This is a genomic window from Tolypothrix sp. PCC 7712 (assembly GCF_025860405.1).
Lineage (GTDB): Bacteria > Cyanobacteriota > Cyanobacteriia > Cyanobacteriales > Nostocaceae > Aulosira > Aulosira diplosiphon.
The window spans coordinates 5958706-5976107 of record NZ_CP063785.1; the positions used below are offsets into that span (position 1 = coordinate 5958706).

The 17402-nt window shown below is 43.5% G+C and carries 6 protein-coding genes and 1 pseudogene; 6 read left to right on the plus strand and 1 reads right to left on the minus strand.

Annotated elements, in window-relative coordinates:
- Window positions 1-48: 48 nt before the first annotated feature.
- The gene (locus HGR01_RS24470; protein WP_045870972.1) at window positions 49-2109 is read right to left on the minus strand and encodes an elongation factor G; all 2061 of its coding nucleotides are present in this window, start codon (window positions 2107-2109) and stop codon (window positions 49-51) included.
- 409 nt (window positions 2110-2518) lie between these two features.
- On the opposite strand from HGR01_RS24470, the gene HGR01_RS24475 reads away from it, so the two are divergent.
- From HGR01_RS24475 to HGR01_RS24500, 6 genes and pseudogenes are all read left to right on the plus strand, one after another.
- Window positions 2519-3526 carry a tetratricopeptide repeat protein gene (locus HGR01_RS24475; RefSeq protein WP_081584021.1) on the plus strand — a complete coding sequence of 336 codons (1008 nt, stop codon included), beginning with the start codon at window positions 2519-2521 and terminating at the stop codon, window positions 3524-3526.
- Window positions 3527-3737: 211 nt separating this feature from the next.
- Window positions 3738-4289 (plus strand): phosphate-starvation-inducible PsiE family protein, encoded by a 552-nt coding sequence (locus tag HGR01_RS24480; protein ID WP_045870970.1) that lies wholly within the window; start codon window positions 3738-3740, stop codon window positions 4287-4289.
- Window positions 4290-4466: 177 nt separating this feature from the next.
- On the plus strand, window positions 4467-4706 hold the full coding sequence (locus tag HGR01_RS24485; protein WP_045870772.1) for a hypothetical protein: 240 nt from the start codon (window positions 4467-4469) through the stop codon (window positions 4704-4706).
- Between the two features lie 584 nt (window positions 4707-5290).
- A pseudogene (locus HGR01_RS24490) lies at window positions 5291-5788 on the plus strand (CHAT domain-containing protein); the annotation flags it as partial.
- Window positions 5789-5992: 204 nt separating this feature from the next.
- Window positions 5993-6493, plus strand: a complete 501-nt coding sequence (locus HGR01_RS24495) for a hypothetical protein (RefSeq protein ID WP_052335336.1) — start codon at window positions 5993-5995, stop codon at window positions 6491-6493.
- 865 nt (window positions 6494-7358) lie between these two features.
- Window positions 7359-17396, plus strand: coding sequence for a PAS domain S-box protein (locus tag HGR01_RS24500; RefSeq protein WP_045873037.1), 10038 nt, complete (start codon window positions 7359-7361; stop codon window positions 17394-17396).
- The last annotated feature ends 6 nt before the right edge of the window (window positions 17397-17402 follow it).

Genomic DNA, 17402 nt, shown 5'->3' on the forward strand with positions numbered 1-17402 from the left:
TAATTGTGCAGGGCGATGATTTTAGATTAATTGTAAATCCCAACAAAATTATTTGCTGTTACCGTTACCGTTGCCGTTAGCATGACCATTGGTATTACTTTGCAGTACGCGTTCAGCAAGTTTTTCCGGTACTTCTTGCAGATGGTCATATTCCCAGTGGAAAGAACCAACGCCGAGAGTGAGCGATCGCAGTTCTACAATAAAGTCATGCATCTCTGCTTGGGGCAAGTATGCTGAGATATTATCCCAACCTTGCCAATCGTTTCTGCCTTCGTAACCTAAGATTTGCCCCCGTTTACCACTGAGTAGTTGCAAGGCTTTGGAGGTAAATTCGCTCGGTGTGGTTACTTGCACTTTCAAAATCGGTTCTAGCAGGGTGGGTTGTGCTTGGGGTACTCCTGTTTGCATTGCCAACCTAGCAGCTTGTTTAAAGGCTTGTTCGGAACTATCAACGTTATGGTAGGAACCATTGGTTAAAGTTACCGCCACATCCACAACAGGGAAGCCCAATGGCCCATGTGCCAGAAATTCCCGCACACCCATTTCTACGCCCGGAATATACTGTCTGGGCACAACACCACCCACAATGGTTTCCCGGAAGTTAAAGCCTTCACCACGGGGTAGGGGCTGAATATCTAGGAACACATCACCAAATTGCCCATGTCCACCGCTTTGGTGTTTATAGCGCCCATGAACTGCGGCTACAGGTTTGCGGATGGTTTCTTTATAAGGCACTTGGGGCATGTGGGTTGTCATTGGCAGGTTATATTTCCGCCGCAGTCTATCTAAGGCGACTTGCAAATGAATTTCGCCTTGTCCCCACAGAATTACTTCATGGGTATCGCCATGCTGTTCCCAATTCAGAGAAGGATCTTCTTCTAATAGTTTAGTGATGGCGCTGCTGAGTTTTACTTCATCGTTGCGCTTTTCGGGAGTAATCGCCAGGGCGTAAACGGGTTCTAACTGTTCAGCTTTGGGTAAATCTGCTTTTAACTGGGCATCTGTAGAGAGGATATCTCCGGTTTTGATGCCTTCTAAACGGCTCACAGCTACAATATCGCCAGCTAAAACTTCGTTAACTGACTGCTGTTGTTGTCCCATTAAGCGATAAAGTCCACCAGCGCGCACGCCATTGAGAACAATACCATCGGTTAATTTGCCTTGCCAAACACGGACTAGGGAAAGTTTGCCACCTTGGGGAGTGTAGAAAGTTTTTAATACTTGGGCAATGGGGGTATTGCTGGCTTTAGTTAAGCGGCGTTCTGCTGTAGTTTCTGGTTCTGGTGCTTCCCGTACCAAAGCTTCTAATAAAGGTCTCACACCATAATCTTGTTCTGCCACACCAAAGAAAACGGGGACTACTAAATCTGCCCCTAATTCCATTTTTAAATCCTTGAGAATTTCTTCTTGGGGTGGTTCAATATCTTCTAAAAGTTCTTCCAATAAGTGATCGTCAAAATTCGCTAAAGCTTCGAGCATTTCTGCTCGTGCGGTATGTTCTTCTTCTTTTAAGTTTTCGGGGAAGGGAATTAAGTCTGCTGGTGCGCCTGGATGATATTGATATGCTTGTTCACTCACCATATCAATAAAGCCTGTGAGCTGTTCCCCTTGCATGATGGGATATTGATGGGCGACTAGGGGACGGCTGGAAACGGCTTTGAGGGCGTGTAATGTTTCGAGAACATGAATATTTGCCCTATCCATTTTATTAACAAAGACGATGTGGGGAATTTCCCAATCATCTAAGAATTTAAATAGAGGAGCAAGGGTGAGGACGCGATCGCGAATGGGTTCGCAAACTACAATTGCCGCATCGACTCCCATTAAGGCATTATAAGTTTCTTGGGCAAATTCAACACTTCCGGGACAGTCCAGAAAGTTAAAGCGCAAGTCGTTATATTCTGTGCTAGCAGCGCTGATTTCTACACTCATGTGGCGATCGCGCGATTCGTTCGCACTATCTCCAACTGTGTTACCATCCTTGACACTGCCTTTACGGGAAATTGCCCCTGTGACAAATAACAAACTTTCTAATAAGGTTGTTTTTCCACTTAAATAAGGGCCGACAATTGCAACGTTCCGCGAACCCGATTTTACTTTTTCGTTCATAAAACCTCCCTGGCGGTAAGTCACCACTAACCGCATTATCCTGTGTATTCAGGCATAGAAAATGTTTCTCTCTAGGGAGAATCATCTCCTCTTTAATCAGTTATTATCCTCCCTTTAATCAATGCAACGAAAAATTGTAGCCTGTTGTAAGATTTAGCTAAAGAAAAGTTAATTAAATCAAACTTTAATACCAAGAGTTGAACTTTTGTAAAATCAATCCCTATCAGAACAATCTTTGTGAAGAAACATGAACTAAAGGCGGAATTATTCAGGATAAAGGATGAAAGATGAAACTAACAGACACAGCAGTTGTCATCAGTGGTGTAGGCAAAATCAAGAAAAGTTAATCTATAAAATGTTTTGCTATTTTAGGAAATACCAAAAAATCAATAATTCAGCAAGTAGGGGCATGATATCCACAGAATTTCGAGCAAATAGACCCTTCATCCCTGCCTTGCCTCTACAATTATTTATCTATTGTTTTAATGGTAAATTCTTGCCATCCTTATATAATCCCTGCCCAAGTATATTAGTTAGTTTAATTTTTTTATGGGGTAGCATTCTCTATCCTTCTACCAGTTTCGCCATCACCCCACCGGATTTATTAGCGCAAACTACGAGCCAAGGAGCAGTAGACTTATTAAATCAAGGCTTACAGGCGATTCAAGCTGGGAAAGTGCAAGATGCGATCGCTTCCTTTAAAAAAGCTGTCCTGCTAGATCCCAAATTAGCCCCCGCCCACTACAATTTAGGGCTAGCATTACGGCAGACTGGACAACTACAACCTGCAGCAGATGCATTTTATCAAGCAACCCAAGCAGATCCCAAATTTGCGCCCGCTTTTGCCAATTTAGGCGGAGCCTTATTAGAAGGGAATAATCTGCAGTTAGCGAATGATTACTTACAACGCGCAGTAGAACTCGATTCTAAACTCGGTTTTGCCCACTATAACTTAGGATTGCTGCGAGAACAGCAACGAGATTGGGAAAGAGCGATCGCAGCTTTTAAAAAAGCGATGCAATATAGCCAAAATGCCCCAGAGCCAGCCTACCATTTAGGATTAGTTTATCTGCAACAAGGCAAAGTTGATCAAGCCAGAGAAGCCTTTCGCCAAGCGCTGAGAGTTAATCCCCAATATGCGGAAGCACATTACAATTTAGGTTCAATTTGGTTTCAACAAAGTAAATGGCAAGAAGCCTTAGAAGCCTTCAGAAAAGCAGCCACAGCTAACTCAAATTATGCCAACGCCTATTATGGAGCAGGGTTAGCATTTATGCAATTAAGACAATATGCAGAAGCCGCCCAAGTATTTCAATATGCCAGAGATTTATACAACGCTCAAGGCAATCCTCAATGGGGAAAAAATGCCCAGCAATTGTTACAACAGGCACAGAATTTCCATTACCAACCTCGCTAAGGTGCGAAGGATAGATAGTAAGCAACAACAAAATTATCGGATGAACTAGAACACCGATTGCTTAATTAAAAATAAAGAATTCTGCGAGGATAGGCACTTTTAGGTATGACGTTTCCAGCCTAATGATAATTGATGCCTAAACTACAAGTTAGCGAATAATGAATCGATATTCTAGTGGGTATATTCTCAACCTATCACCATTGTCATGGTAATGCATATGCAAAAGCGCGTTAAAAGCCGATTTCTATTTTGCGATCGCTGGTTTGATCGCCATGCCATTGTTCGCAACATGGAGGCTTTTCAAGACTTAATTGTTATAGTTTTATGTTTAGGTTTATTTGCTGTCATGTTACTGCAATTGTGGGGGATATTGATTGCCATTACACAGCAATTAGATTACAAAATAGTGACAGCCAAAATACTATTCATCCTGATTTTGGTAGAATTATTTCGGCTGCTCATGGTTTACTTACAAGAGCATAGTATTGCTGTTGGTGTAGCAGTCGAAGTCACAATTGTATCAGTTCTGCGAGAAGTAGTGGTTCACGGTGCCTTAGAAATTTCTTCAATTCAAACAGCAGCAATTTGCGGCTTATTATTCATTTTGGGTGCCTTATTAATAGTCTGTGCAAAAACACCACACATGGATTGCATGAGTGCTAACACAAAATTTTGCCCTATTGTCTATCAAGGAAGTAGGGAAAAGCAAAATCTAGAATTTCAATACTCACGCCGATGTGATGAAAATAAGCCTTTAGTATAGGGGTTTGGTGTTTGTCATTTGGTAATAGGTAATTGGTAATTGGTGTTTGTCATTAATTATTTCTCCCTCATCCCCCTCATCTTCCTCATCTCCCAATCCCCATCTACGCTTCTGGGAAGATGAAGCCTCCTTTAACGGTAGGTAGAAATTAGTTAAGAACCTAAAGGAGGGTATTTTATGACTACAGGTAACGGACAATCTCAACAACCGATTAGCAACCTGGAGTATGATTTTGTGACTGTGCTGCACAATAAAGCAGAAGCAGTTAAGGCTTACGATGTATACATTAAAGACGCGCAGGAAGCTAACTCTCAGCCCTGCGTAGAGTTATTCCAAAAATTGCGGCAGTCTGATGTTGAGCAAGCTCAAGAAATCCGCAATCATTTGCAACAAGTAATGCAGCACGGCAAAATGTAATTCATTTGGGGCATAGGGGATAGGGCATGGGGCATGGGAAAGAATAAAAATACCCTGTCCCAAGTCGGCTTTCCTGCATTCTCTAATTAATAGACAGCAAGCCGCAGGCGTATCAACTATGCTGATTCCCTGCGGCTTGTTGCACTTATTGCACCGTCAAATCTCAAGCTTGGGCTAATTGTTCTCAGCTAAACCAAATCTAGTTTGCATAATCTGAAATTGTATATTTATTGTGGGGTGGGCATCTTGCTATTTAAGCTAAAAGCGATATAGGGCGGGCGTTGTACAAATACCTCGCGCCCTCATCCCCTAACCCCTTCTCCCGCAGGAGAAGGGGAACTAAATCTCTTGCTCCCTTCTCCCTGTGGGAGAGGGGCTGGGGGTGAGGGCGAAACCTTCCAACCAAGAGGGTTTCACGTTAAGTTGACACCACTGGCATCTTGCCGCCCAATATATGCAAGTTAAATGTGGAACAGCTTACAACCGAAGTGTCACAAATCAGGTGCAACTATTAGTCTGCCAACCCAAAAATGTGAGGTGGAGATTGGGGAAAGGTTAAAGGGAAAAGGGTAAGGGACAAAAAATTCAAAACCCAAGCAATTATCGGTAACAAAGCCACAGAAACATCAATGGTCAAGCAAATGAACCAAGCCAAAATCATTCATTTTGCTACCCACGGCTTACTTGATGATTTTAAAGGATTGGGCGTACCAGGTGCGATCGCTCTGGCTCCTACTCGTCAGGATGATGGTTTACTGACATCCGGTGAAATTTTGGATATGAAACTCAACGCCGACTTGGTTGTACTGAGCGCTTGCAACACTGGAGGTGGTAACATTACAGGCGATGGTGTGATTGGTTTATCACGTTCTCTCATTACCGCCGGGGTCAAGAGTGTAATTGTTTCGCTGTGGTCTGTATCAGATACTTCTACCGCCTTTTTGATGACTGAGTTTTATCGTCATTTACAACACAATCCCGATAAAGCTGCGGCGCTGCGAGAAGCAATGCTCGCAACCAGACAAAAGTATAGTAATCCAATTGATTGGGCTGCATTTACTCTAATTGGGGAAGCAAAGTGAAACAATTTTAGATTTTGCGGAAAGTTGCAAGGAGGGTTTCCCTCCGTAGCAAACTTTTCAAGACGGATTTTGGATTTGTTTCATACTGGAATACTTCTTTCTTGTCCCGCTAATTTATGCAATTTTTCCCTCTAAAATTCACGATTATGTGAAGTAAAGAAAAATTTCAACCAAAGCATTGATTACCAAATACCCTAAAATATCATGAAAAGTATTTTAAAATTGGCGATTTTGTCTTTTGCCAGCTTTGCTGTATCTATGCAAATTGTGTCGGCTCAAACCCCCAAAACCACAGGTGATGCGCGCATCAAAGATATTTTAGATAAGCTAGGGGCTAAATATGAGTTACTGCCTGATGGTGATTTTAAATTATTAATACAAACCGAAAATAAACGCAACCAAGTAGTATTTATTGAATCCAGAACAGAAAAACTCGGCAACTTAGAAATTCGTTATATTTCATCTCCAGGATATGTAACTAAGGGAGCGATTCCCAGCGAAATTGCTAACAAGCTACTAGAAAATAGCGGTTTAAACAAAATAGCTGCTTGGCAAGTTTTGACTAAAGAGCAAACTCACATGGCTATATTTACTGCCAAGATAGCAGCCAATAGTGAGGCGGAAACTTTGAAAAATACGCTTTTAGCTGTGGGCTATGGTGCAGATGCAATTGAAAAAGAGTTGACAGGTAAGGATGAATTTTGAATCACAAAGGAACAGGGACTGGCAAATGAAAAACTCCACCCACAAGGGGGTGGAGTTTTTGGGCATTGGGAATTGGGCATGGGGGAGGCAGTGCTGTCTTGGGGTCTCTCCAAGTGCATTGGTATCAACTTAAGCTAAAAGTGATATAGTGCGGGCGTTGTACAAATACCTCGCACCCTCATCCCCTAACCCCTTCTCCCCCATATGTATTCTTGTTTAAAACGTATAAATACTTATACATGTTGTATATTTATTGCATTCGGATATGTCTATACTGGAGAAGAAATCATCCAAATTTTATGAAAATTTTCAACAACGCAAATTTAACAAACCCCGTTGGGGTTGGGGGCTGGGGAACTCCGCCCCCACAACCCCAGGGAGTAGGGATTAGGGGCAATGAGGATTTGGAGAATGTAGACGCGAAGCCGTGAGCGATTCTGGTGGACGGGTTCCCCAACATAAATGAACTGTAGCGTATCCGAAGGATTCACCCATTCGCATTAGCATCTCTGAAACAGAAGGGCTTCCTGTAGGGTGGGAGATGAGGTGACAAAAGGAAATAATCATTACCAATTACCCATTACCCATTCCCATAATTAAAGATTTTCTTCACAAAAAAAATGCAAACTTTTAAGCGCATTAGCTGATTGCTGTAATTTTGAACCATGCCACAATACAGGTGTTATTGAGCGCACAATCTATTGTCTCCTGCTCATAAATCTATTAATGAAAAAAACTTCTGCTTCTTTTCACTTGAACTATAGATTAATCTCTAACCTATCTATATGTTAAGTAAGGTTTTTAACTTGATGGATATGGAGGTACAATCGCTTGTGAAACGCGATCGCGTTAACAATTGTGCTGTATGAGTCACCCCTCCCTACTAACTATTTTGCTGATTGACGATTGTGCTGAAGATCGGGTGACTTACCGTCGCTTTTTGCAGCACGATAGCCGCTATATTTATCGCATTTTAGAGTTTGATACAGCAACCGCAGCAATGAACTGGTGCCACTACGAGACCCCAGATGTGGTTTTGCTAGATTTTGCGTTGCCTAATGGTGATGGCTTGGACTTTATTCGGCAGTTTAGAGAACATCTGAGAAATACGCAATCGGCTGTGATTATGGTGACTGGGCAAGGAGATGAAACTATTGCTGTACAAGCAATGAAAAATGGTGCCCAGGATTATTTACTCAAAAGCCAGCTGACAGCGACAATTTTGCACAGCGCCATTCATTATGCAGTAGAGCAGGTGCGCTTATTACGGCAATTAGAACAAAGTCGAGAGCAACAACACTTAGTTGCAGCAATTGCTTTAAGAATTCGCCAGTCTTTGAAACTAGAAGAAATATTGCGGATTACAGCTAAAGAAGTGCGCCAGTTTCTGAAGGCAGATCGGGTATTAGTTTATCAATTTCAGCCGGATATGAGTGGCGTTGTGGTAGCGGAATCAGTGCTTCCTGGTTGGACGGTTTCTTTAGGGGCAAAAATTCAAGATACTTGCTTTCAAGAAGGAGCAAGAGATAAATATTACCAAGGAAAAAAACGAGCGATCAATAATATTTATCAAGCGGGTTTAACAGATTGTTATTTACAGCTATTAGAACAATTTGAAGTCAAAGCCAATTTAGCAGTTCCCATTTTGGTAAAGGATAGTTTATGGGGATTATTAATTGCTCACCAATGTTCTAGAACGCGCAATTGGGAAGCGATGGAACTAGAGTTGCTGGATCAGCTAGGGGTGCAATTATCACTGGCAATTCAGCAAGCAAATGCCTATGAGCAACTGCAGACAGAACTAAAAGAACGAAAATCAATAGAAGCGGCACTGCAAGCTAGCGAAGAAAAGCTGAAACTGACCCTAGATTTTGCTCATATTGGCTATTGGGAGCGGAACTTTATTACCGATGAAATATTTGCTAGCGACAATGCCATTCGCTGTTTTGGCTATGAAAGAAAGAGCATCAAAGTTACTAATGAAGAGTGGTTGAACTCGATTCATCCTGAGGATCAAGAATGGGTACAACAACAATTACAGCAAGCGATCGCCAACAAAACAGATTATGTTGTGGAATATCGAGTAGTATGGGCAGATCACAGCATTCACTGGATATCATCAAGCGGCAGGGCAGTTTACGACAATAACGGACTTCCATTAGTGATGCTGGGCGTATTGATAGATATCAGCGATCGCAAACAAGCTGAAGAAAAACTCCGAGAAAGTGAAGAACGCTTCCGCAGCACCTTTGAGCAAGCCGCAGTAGGAATTAGCCATGTATCGCTGAGTGGGGAATTTATCCGCCTTAACCAAAAGTTTTGTGACATTACCGGCTATCCTCCCACTGAACTCCAAAAATTAACCTTTCAGGATATTACCTATCCAGATGATGTCGTAGCTGGGTTACAGCAGAGTCAGAGGCTAATCACAGGAGAAATTCAGACTTTTTCTCTAGAAAAGCGGTATATTCGCCAGGATGGCGCGATTGTCTGGGCGAATTTGACTTGTTCTCTAGTACGCGATCGCTTAGGCGCACCGAAATATTTCATTTCTGTGATTGAAGATATCTCCCAGCGCAAGCAAATGGAAGCGGAACTTCAGCAGCATCAGGAGCGGTTGAATATGGCTCTGGAAGTTGCTGATATGGGTAACTGGGACTGGAATATTACTACAGGAGAAATTTATTGGTCACCTAACCTGGAACGACTATTTGGTATGGTTCCTGGAACTTTCAACGGGAATTATGAAACCGTTGTATCCATGATGCACCCAGAGGATCAAGAATCTGTTTTACAAGCAATTAATGCTGCTGTCTCTCAAAAACAAGAATATAACATCGAATTTCGCTTTATCAAACCTGATGGTACAGCACGCTGGGCACTTGGAAAAGGAAAGGTTTTTTATGACGAGCAAGGTAATCCTACTCGGATAATGGGTATTGATTTAGACATTACTGAACGTAAGCAAGCGGAAGCAATCATCAAGGAAAGTGAAGAAAGATTCCGCCACATAGCAGATAGCAGCCCTGTCCTGATTTGGTTGTCGGGAATTGACAAATTATGCCATTATTTCAATAGTAGTTGGTTAGAATTTACTGGCAGAACCTTAGAACAAGAACTGGGTAATGGTTGGTTAGAAAGATTACACCCAGATGATTATCAAAATTGCCTAGACTCTTATATCAATGCCTTTGATAGCCGCCAAGACTTCCAAATTGAATATCGGCTGCAACGCTTTGATGGTGAATATCGTTGGATTTTGGATACAGGAGTCCCCCGATTTACCAGTGAAGGTGAATTTTTAGGTTATATGGGTTCCTGCATTGATATTAGCGATCGCATTCTGGCAGAACAGGCATTACAACAGCTCAATCAAGAACTCGAAGCCAGAGTAGAACAACGTACCGCCGCTTTAAAAGAAAGCGAAGAACGCTGGCAATTAGCGCTCAAAGGCAGCAATGATGGTATTTGGGATTGGAACCTCAAGACTAATGAGGTGTTCTTCTCAACGCGCTGGAAAGAAATGCAGGGCTTTAGCGAGGATGAAATAGATGCCAATATTGAAGAATGGTGGAGCAGAATTCATCCTGATGATTATGAACGCTTCATAACAGCATTGAATGAGCATTTTAACCAAAAAACGCCATTTTTCTGTGAAGAATGCCGAGTAAAGCACAAAAATAGCTCTTACATTTGGGTATTAAATCGGGGTCAGGCTTTGTGGGATGAATCGGGTAATGTCATTCGCATGAGTGGTGCGACAAAGGATATTACCGAACGCAAACAAGCAGAAACCGAGTTGTTAGCTCTGAGCAGTCTGCAACAGGCAATTTTAGATGGCTCTGATTATGCGATTATTTCCGTCAATTCTCAGGGCACGATCCAAACCTTTAATGCTGGTGCCCAAAAGATGTTGGGCTATACACTAGAAGAAGCGATTAATTACACTCCAGAACTGTTTCATGATTTGGCAGAAATTCAGCAACGCTTAGAAATTTTTGCCAGAGAATTAGGCAGGCCCAGCTTGTCAAGACCAGAATTTTTCACCCTTAAAACCCAAGATGGCACTTACGAAGAAGAATGGACATACATTCGCAAAAATGGCGATCGCTTTCCAGTTTTAGTATCAGTGACCTGTCTGCGTAACCCAGATGGTGAAATTTGGGGATTTCTTGCCATTGCCAAAGATATTACCCAACAAAAACAGATGGAAGCAGAACTCAAAAAAAATGCCGCCCATCTTGCTACTGCCCAGCAAATTGCCCGTCTGGGTAGTTGGGAATTTGACTTTCAAACCCAACAGATCTATTGGTCGGCAGAAAGCTTTGAGATTTATGGACGTGATCCTCAGTCTGGGATGCCAACCTACGCAGAATTACGCCAGTCAATTCATCCAGATGATCTCGCTCGCCATGATGATGTGGTAGAGCAAGCCAGTCAGCAGGGTAAATCTTACGAGCTAGAATATCGCTTTTATCGCGCTGATGGCAGTTTACGCTATGCACTAGTACGAGGCGAAGTCATCTTGGATGCTCGAGGCGAGCCAAAACAGTTTATTGGCACAGTTCAGGATATTACCGATCGCAAACTGGCAGAAGAACAACTACGCAACCTTAGCGATCGCTTGTCTTTGGCCCTGCAATCAGGTGCGATCGCTACCTGGGATTGGGATATCATCCACAACCAAAACCACTGGGATGAGCGGATGTATAAACTGTATGGTATTGTGCCAGGGTCTGAAGGTTGGGCACTGTATCAAGATTGGTTAAATGTCATACATCCAGACGATCGCGCCCAAGCCGAAGCTAACGCCCAAGCTGCACTGCGGGGAGAGAAAGAATTTAATATAGAATTTCGCGCTATTCATCCAGATGGCAGCATCCGCCATATCAAAGCTGCTGCCATAGTCCAACGCAACCAGCAAGGTGAAGTACAACGGGCAGTAGGAATTAACTATGACATCACAGAGCTTAAACAAATAGAAGCAGCTCTACGTGAGAGCGAAAGCCGCTATGCAACCTTAGCAGAAGCATCACCAGTAGCTATTTTCCGGATTGATGCACAAGGCAATTGCGTTTACATGAATGAACGCTGGAGCGAGATGACTGGTAGAGCAACTGCATCGGCATTAGGAACGGGATGGTTAGATGCAGTGCATCCCGAAGACCGCGAATATATGCTCATGCACAGGTCGCAATCATTATCAAAAACCCCAAGATTGATTCGCAACGAAGGCAGACATTTACTTCCAGATGGTACAGTTACCTGGTTTTACGCCCAGTTAGTACCCGAAACTAATGCTGATGGCAACTTAATTGGGTATATCGGCACACTTACAGATATTACCAGTCGCAAACAAATAGAAGCCGCCCTTTGGGAAAGTGAACGCCGCTACGCGAGCTTGGCAGAAGCCTCACCAGTAGCTATCTTCCGAATAGATGGGGCTGGGCAGTGTATTTATGTTAACGAGCGCTGGAGTGAAATGACAGGCAGACCCGCTGAGGAAGCAATGGGTTACAAATGGTTAAATGCTATCTATCCTGAAGACCGCGATCGCTTTCTGGATCATATGTGTAATTTATCTGAACCACAAAGATTACGGCAGGATGAAGGTAGGCATTTACTTCCAGATGGCAGCATTGCCTGGTTTTACGTCCAAGTCCTCACCGAAACTGACCCAGAAGGTAACATCATTGGTTACGTCGGTACTTTAACAGATATCAATGCACGTAAAGAAGCAGAAATTGCCCTGCAAGAAAGTGAACGCCGCTATGCCACCTTAGCACAAGCTGCCCCGGTCGCGATTTTCCGCTTTGATACAACGGGGAATTGCACTTATGTCAATGATCGCTGGAGCGAGATGACAGGCAGACCAGTAGAAGATGCGATGGGGTTAAATTGGCTACAAGCTATTCACCCAGAAGACCGCGATCGCGCATGGCAAAAATGGTATCAATGGTCACAAACATCTCAGCTAGGAGAAATCTACCGTAGTGAAGGCAGACATCTGCAACCTGATGGCACTATTACCTGGTATTACTGCTATGTACTAGCGGAAACTAACTCCGAGGGTAGCATTATTGGTTACATTGGCACCTTGGCAGATATCACCGCGCGCAAAGCAGCAGAAATTGCCCTGCAAGAAAGTGAACGCCGCTATGCCAACTTAGCAGAAGCTTCTCCAGTAGCAATTTACCAATTGGATGCAGAAGATAACTGCATCTATGTCAATGAGCGCTGGAGCGAGATGACAGGCAGACCAGCAGAAGATGCAATGGGCTTCAAATGGTTTGAATCTATCCACCCAGACGACCGCGATCGCTTAAAAAAGGAATGGGAGCAATGGTTAGGAACATATCAGCAAGGAGAGGTGTATCACAATGAAGGCAGACATCTTTGGCCTGATGGTAAAATCACCTGGTTTGACTGCTATTTACTACCGGAAACTAACCCAGCAGGTACCATCATTGGTTACATTGGCACTTTAGTAGATACCACTGATCGCAAAGCCACAGAAATTGCCCTGCAAGAAAGTGAGCGCCGCTACGCCAACTTAGCACAAGCTGCTCCAGTCGCAATTTTCCGCTTTGATAATGAGATTAACTGCGTCTATGTCAACAATCGCTGGAGCCAGATCACTGGCAGACCAGCGGAGGCGGCAATGGGGCGACAATGGTTAGAAGCTATTCATCCAGACGATCGCGATCGCATGGGCAAGGAATGGGCGCAATGGATGCAAACACATAAACCAGGAGAAATCTACAAACATCAAGGCAGACATATTTGGCCTGATGGCAGGATCACCTGGTTTGACTCCTATGTCCTACCGGAAACTAACCAAGAAAGCAAAATTATTGGTTACATCGGTACCATCGTAGATATTACAGATCGCAAAGAAGCAGAAATTGCCTTACAAGAAAGTGAACGCCGCTATGCAACTTTGGCAGAGGCCGCACCAGTAGGCATTTATCGGTTTGATACCGAAGGTAACTGTGTGTATGTCAATGAGATCTGGAGTGAGATGACAGGGAGACCTACACAGGAAGCATTAGGCAAAGGATGGATCAAAGCATTGCACCCAGACGACCGCGAGCAACTTTTAACGGCTACATCAACATCTTTGGCACAAAAAAGCAGGAAAATTAGTGAAGGTAGACATCTGAAACCCGATGGTAGCATTAGCTGGTTCTATAGCCAAATGGTACCGGAAATTGATGCCAATGGTAATGTACTAGGTTATATTGGCACACTTACAGATATCACTGTTCGTAAGGAAGCAGAAATTGCCCTCAAAGAAAGCGAACGCCGCTATGCCACCTTAGCAGAAGCAGTGCCCGTGGGGATTATTCGATTTGATGCACAAGGTCATTGTATCTACGTCAACGAGCGCTGGAGCGAGATGACAGGACAGGCAATCACAGCAGCATTGGGAATGGGATACTTAGATGTCTTGCATCCTGAAGATCGCGATCAACTGTTGCTGGAATGGTCTCAATGGAGGCAATCACCTCAGCCCAGAAGACTTTTCCAAAGAGAAGGCAGGTATATTCGCCCAGATGGTAATATCAACTGGTTTTCTGGTTATGCATTACCCGAAATCAATCCCGATGGTATCGTTGTGGGGTATGTTGGTACACTCACAGATATTACCGAACGCAAGCGCAATGAAGATAAACTGCGAAAACTCTCTGATAGGCTAACCTTAGCACTGCAATCGGGAGGATTCGGCATTTGGGAATGGGATATCGTCAACGATGTCCTGTTTTGGGATGAGCGAATGTATGAACTTTACGGTGTGCAACCTTCTGAGTTTGATGGAGTATATGAAACTTGGATGCAACGCATTCATCCAGAAGATCGCGCTGCATCTGAAGAACTAAGTGAGAGAGTACGCCGAGGAGAGATGGAATATAATACGGAATTTCGTGTTGTTCATCCCGATGGCAGCATCCGCTATATTAAAGCCTACGCTCTGATTAAAAGAAATCAACAGGGTGAGGCACTCAGAATGGTGGGTGTCAATTACGACATGACAGAACGTAAATTAGCGGAACTGGAACTTATCCGTAACCGAGACCTACGCGAAGTAATTTATCATGAATCTACTGATGCCATCTTTCTCGTAGATCCGCAAACTCTGCTCACTATTGATTGTAATCGCCGGGCTGTAGAATTGTTTGCTGCTAACCATAAAGGTAATTTGATTGGTATAGCCGGACACACGCTTCATCGCCAGCCCTTCTCAGAAGACGAACTAGCTGCTATTGCAGCGGAAATGGAGTCAAAAGGCTTCTGGAGCCGAGAAATTGAATATGTTAATTATCAAGGCGATTCCTTTTGGGGAAACATTGCTGCCAAGCCGATTACCGTAGCAGGACGGAGACTAAATTTAGTCCGGATCACAGATATTAGCGATCGCAAGCAAACCGAAGAAATACTAACAACATATACACGCGAGTTAGCAGATTTATACAACCATGCTCCTTGCGGTTACCATTCGCTTGATGTTGACGGTCGATTCGTCAACATCAACGATACAGAGCTGGAATGGTTGGGTTACAGCTATGAAGAAATTATTGGACAACACTTTATTGACTATATTACAGAAGCCAGCCGCCCAGCATTTTTAGAAAACTATCCGCAATTTAAAGAACGCGGCTGGGTGAAAGACCTAGAATTTGACATGATTTGCAAAGATGGCACAATTTTACCAGTGCTGCTGAATGCAACTGCCGTCAAAGGTGAAGATGGTACTTTTATCTCCAGCCGTTCCAGCATTTTTGATATCCGCGATCGCAAACAAGCAGAACGAGAATTACAAGAATCCCGTACAATGCTGCGCTTGGTACTAGATACAATTCCCCAACGAGTATTTTGGAAAGATTGCGAATCGCGTTATTTAGGCTGTAATCCTAGTTTCGCCAACGATTGTCAGCAAACTCCCGATGAAATTATTGGCAAGACAGACTTAGACTTAACTTGGTCAGAATTCGCACACCTCTACCAGGCAGATGATGCCTTTGTCATCAACACCAAAACTGCCAAACTCGGCTATGAAGAGCCGAATGTCAATCTCAATGGTGAGCAAGTATGGTTGCGAACCAGTAAAGTACCGTTGACGAATAGTACAGGTGAAGTTATTGGAGTTCTAGGATCTTACGAAGATATTACTCAACGTAAACAAGCCGAAGAACAGCTACAGCATACAAATCAGCAGCTAGCACATGCTAACGTCGAATTAGCTCGTGCCACACGCTTGAAAGACGAATTTTTGGCAAATATGAGCCATGAACTGCGAACCCCACTTAATGCTATTTTGGGAATGTCTGAGGGTTTGCAAGAAAGTGTATTTGGCGAAGTCAATGAACGACAAATTAAAGCCATCTCTACTATCGAGCGCAGCGGCAAACATTTACTCGAACTGATCAATGACATTTTAGATTTATCTAAAATCGAATCTGGCAAACTAGAACTGCAACTGAGCGATGTTCCTGTCAGAACTCTGTGTGATGCTAGTATCAGCTTCATAAAACAGATGGCTTTGAAGAAAAATATCGGACTCAGTACTCGAATTGCCGACAATCTGGGCAATATTTATGTAGATGATCGCCGTTTGCGTCAAGTCCTGATCAACCTCCTCAGCAACGCCATTAAATTCACTCCCGAAGGCGGTTCCGTCAGGTTAGAAATCTGCCTGGAAGAAGCAGGAGAGCAAAAGAACAGGAAAGCAGAGGTAGCTAATTCTCCCTCATCTTCCTCATCCCCCACATCCCCCTCATCCCCCACATCCCCCTCATCCCCCACATCTCCCACATCCCCCACATCTCCCACATCCCCCCACATCTGCTTCTCCGTCATTGACACTGGTATCGGCATTCGCACAGAAGATATCAGTAGGTTATTTCAGCCTTTCATGCAGCTTGACAGCAGCCTTAACCGCCAGTATAATGGCACGGGTTTAGGATTGGCACTTGTACAGCGGATTGCTACCTTACATGGCGGAACTGTCTCAGTGAGCAGTAAAGTCGGTGAAGGTAGTTGTTTTATTGTTCGTATTCCGTACCAAACCAACGATCCTTTGTCCACAATGCAAGTAACGGCTCCATCCCCCAGCCATCGCCTTCCTGCTGATAATACTCAAGTTTTAATTATTGAAGACTCCATTCCTGCTGCCGAGCAAATTACTCGCTATTTGAGCGAAATGGGAATGCAACCTGCTGTCTATCCGCGCGGCGAAGGCTCTGTAGAGGAAGCAATACGCATTCAGCCTGCTTTCATCCTTTTAGACTTGCAATTACCAAACCTTTCCGGTTGGGATGTGCTCAATCAACTGCAAAACAACCCAGAAACTAAAGAAATTCCAGTCATCATTATTTCTGTAGTAGACGAGCGCACCAAAGGATTGGCTCAAGGAGCTGCAGAATATATAGTTAAGCCAATTACTCGCCAGCAGTTTCAAGCCACCCTAGAGAAACTACAATATATTCCCCGTCATGATTCCACAGCATTGATTGTTGTCCCACAAGCATCTGCTAAATCGCCCCTAATTCTGCTAGCAGAAGACAATCAGGCAAACATCGATACAATGTCCGGTTATCTAGAAAGTCGTGGCTATCGCCTAATTTTGGCAAAAAATGGTCAACAAGCCCTTGAAGTTGCTAAATCTCAACAACCTGATTTAATAGTAATGGATGTCCAAATGCCAGTCATGGACGGAATAGAAGCAATGCGTCACCTCCGTCAAGACCGGCAATTTGACCATGTGCCGATTATTGCATTAACAGCTCTTGCTATGCCAGGCGATCGCGAAAATTGCTTAGATGCAGGAGCGAACGAATATTTAAGTAAACCTATTAAACTCAAACAGTTAGCAGTCACAATTCAACAACTTTTAGGAAGGTAACGGAAA

Excerpts from the sequence above, each read along its gene's own strand:
- HGR01_RS24470 (WP_045870972.1), bottom strand. The coding sequence starts at position 2,109 with ATGAACGAAAAAGTAAAATCGGGTTCGCGGAACGTTGCAATTGTCGGC.
- HGR01_RS24480 (WP_045870970.1), top strand. The coding sequence starts at position 3,738 with ATGCATATGCAAAAGCGCGTTAAAAGCCGATTTCTATTTTGCGATCGC.
- HGR01_RS24500 (WP_045873037.1), top strand. The coding sequence starts at position 7,359 with ATGAGTCACCCCTCCCTACTAACTATTTTGCTGATTGACGATTGTGCT.
- HGR01_RS24475 (WP_081584021.1), top strand. The coding sequence starts at position 2,519 with ATGATATCCACAGAATTTCGAGCAAATAGACCCTTCATCCCTGCCTTG.
- HGR01_RS24485 (WP_045870772.1), top strand. The coding sequence starts at position 4,467 with ATGACTACAGGTAACGGACAATCTCAACAACCGATTAGCAACCTGGAG.
- HGR01_RS24495 (WP_052335336.1), top strand. The coding sequence starts at position 5,993 with ATGAAAAGTATTTTAAAATTGGCGATTTTGTCTTTTGCCAGCTTTGCT.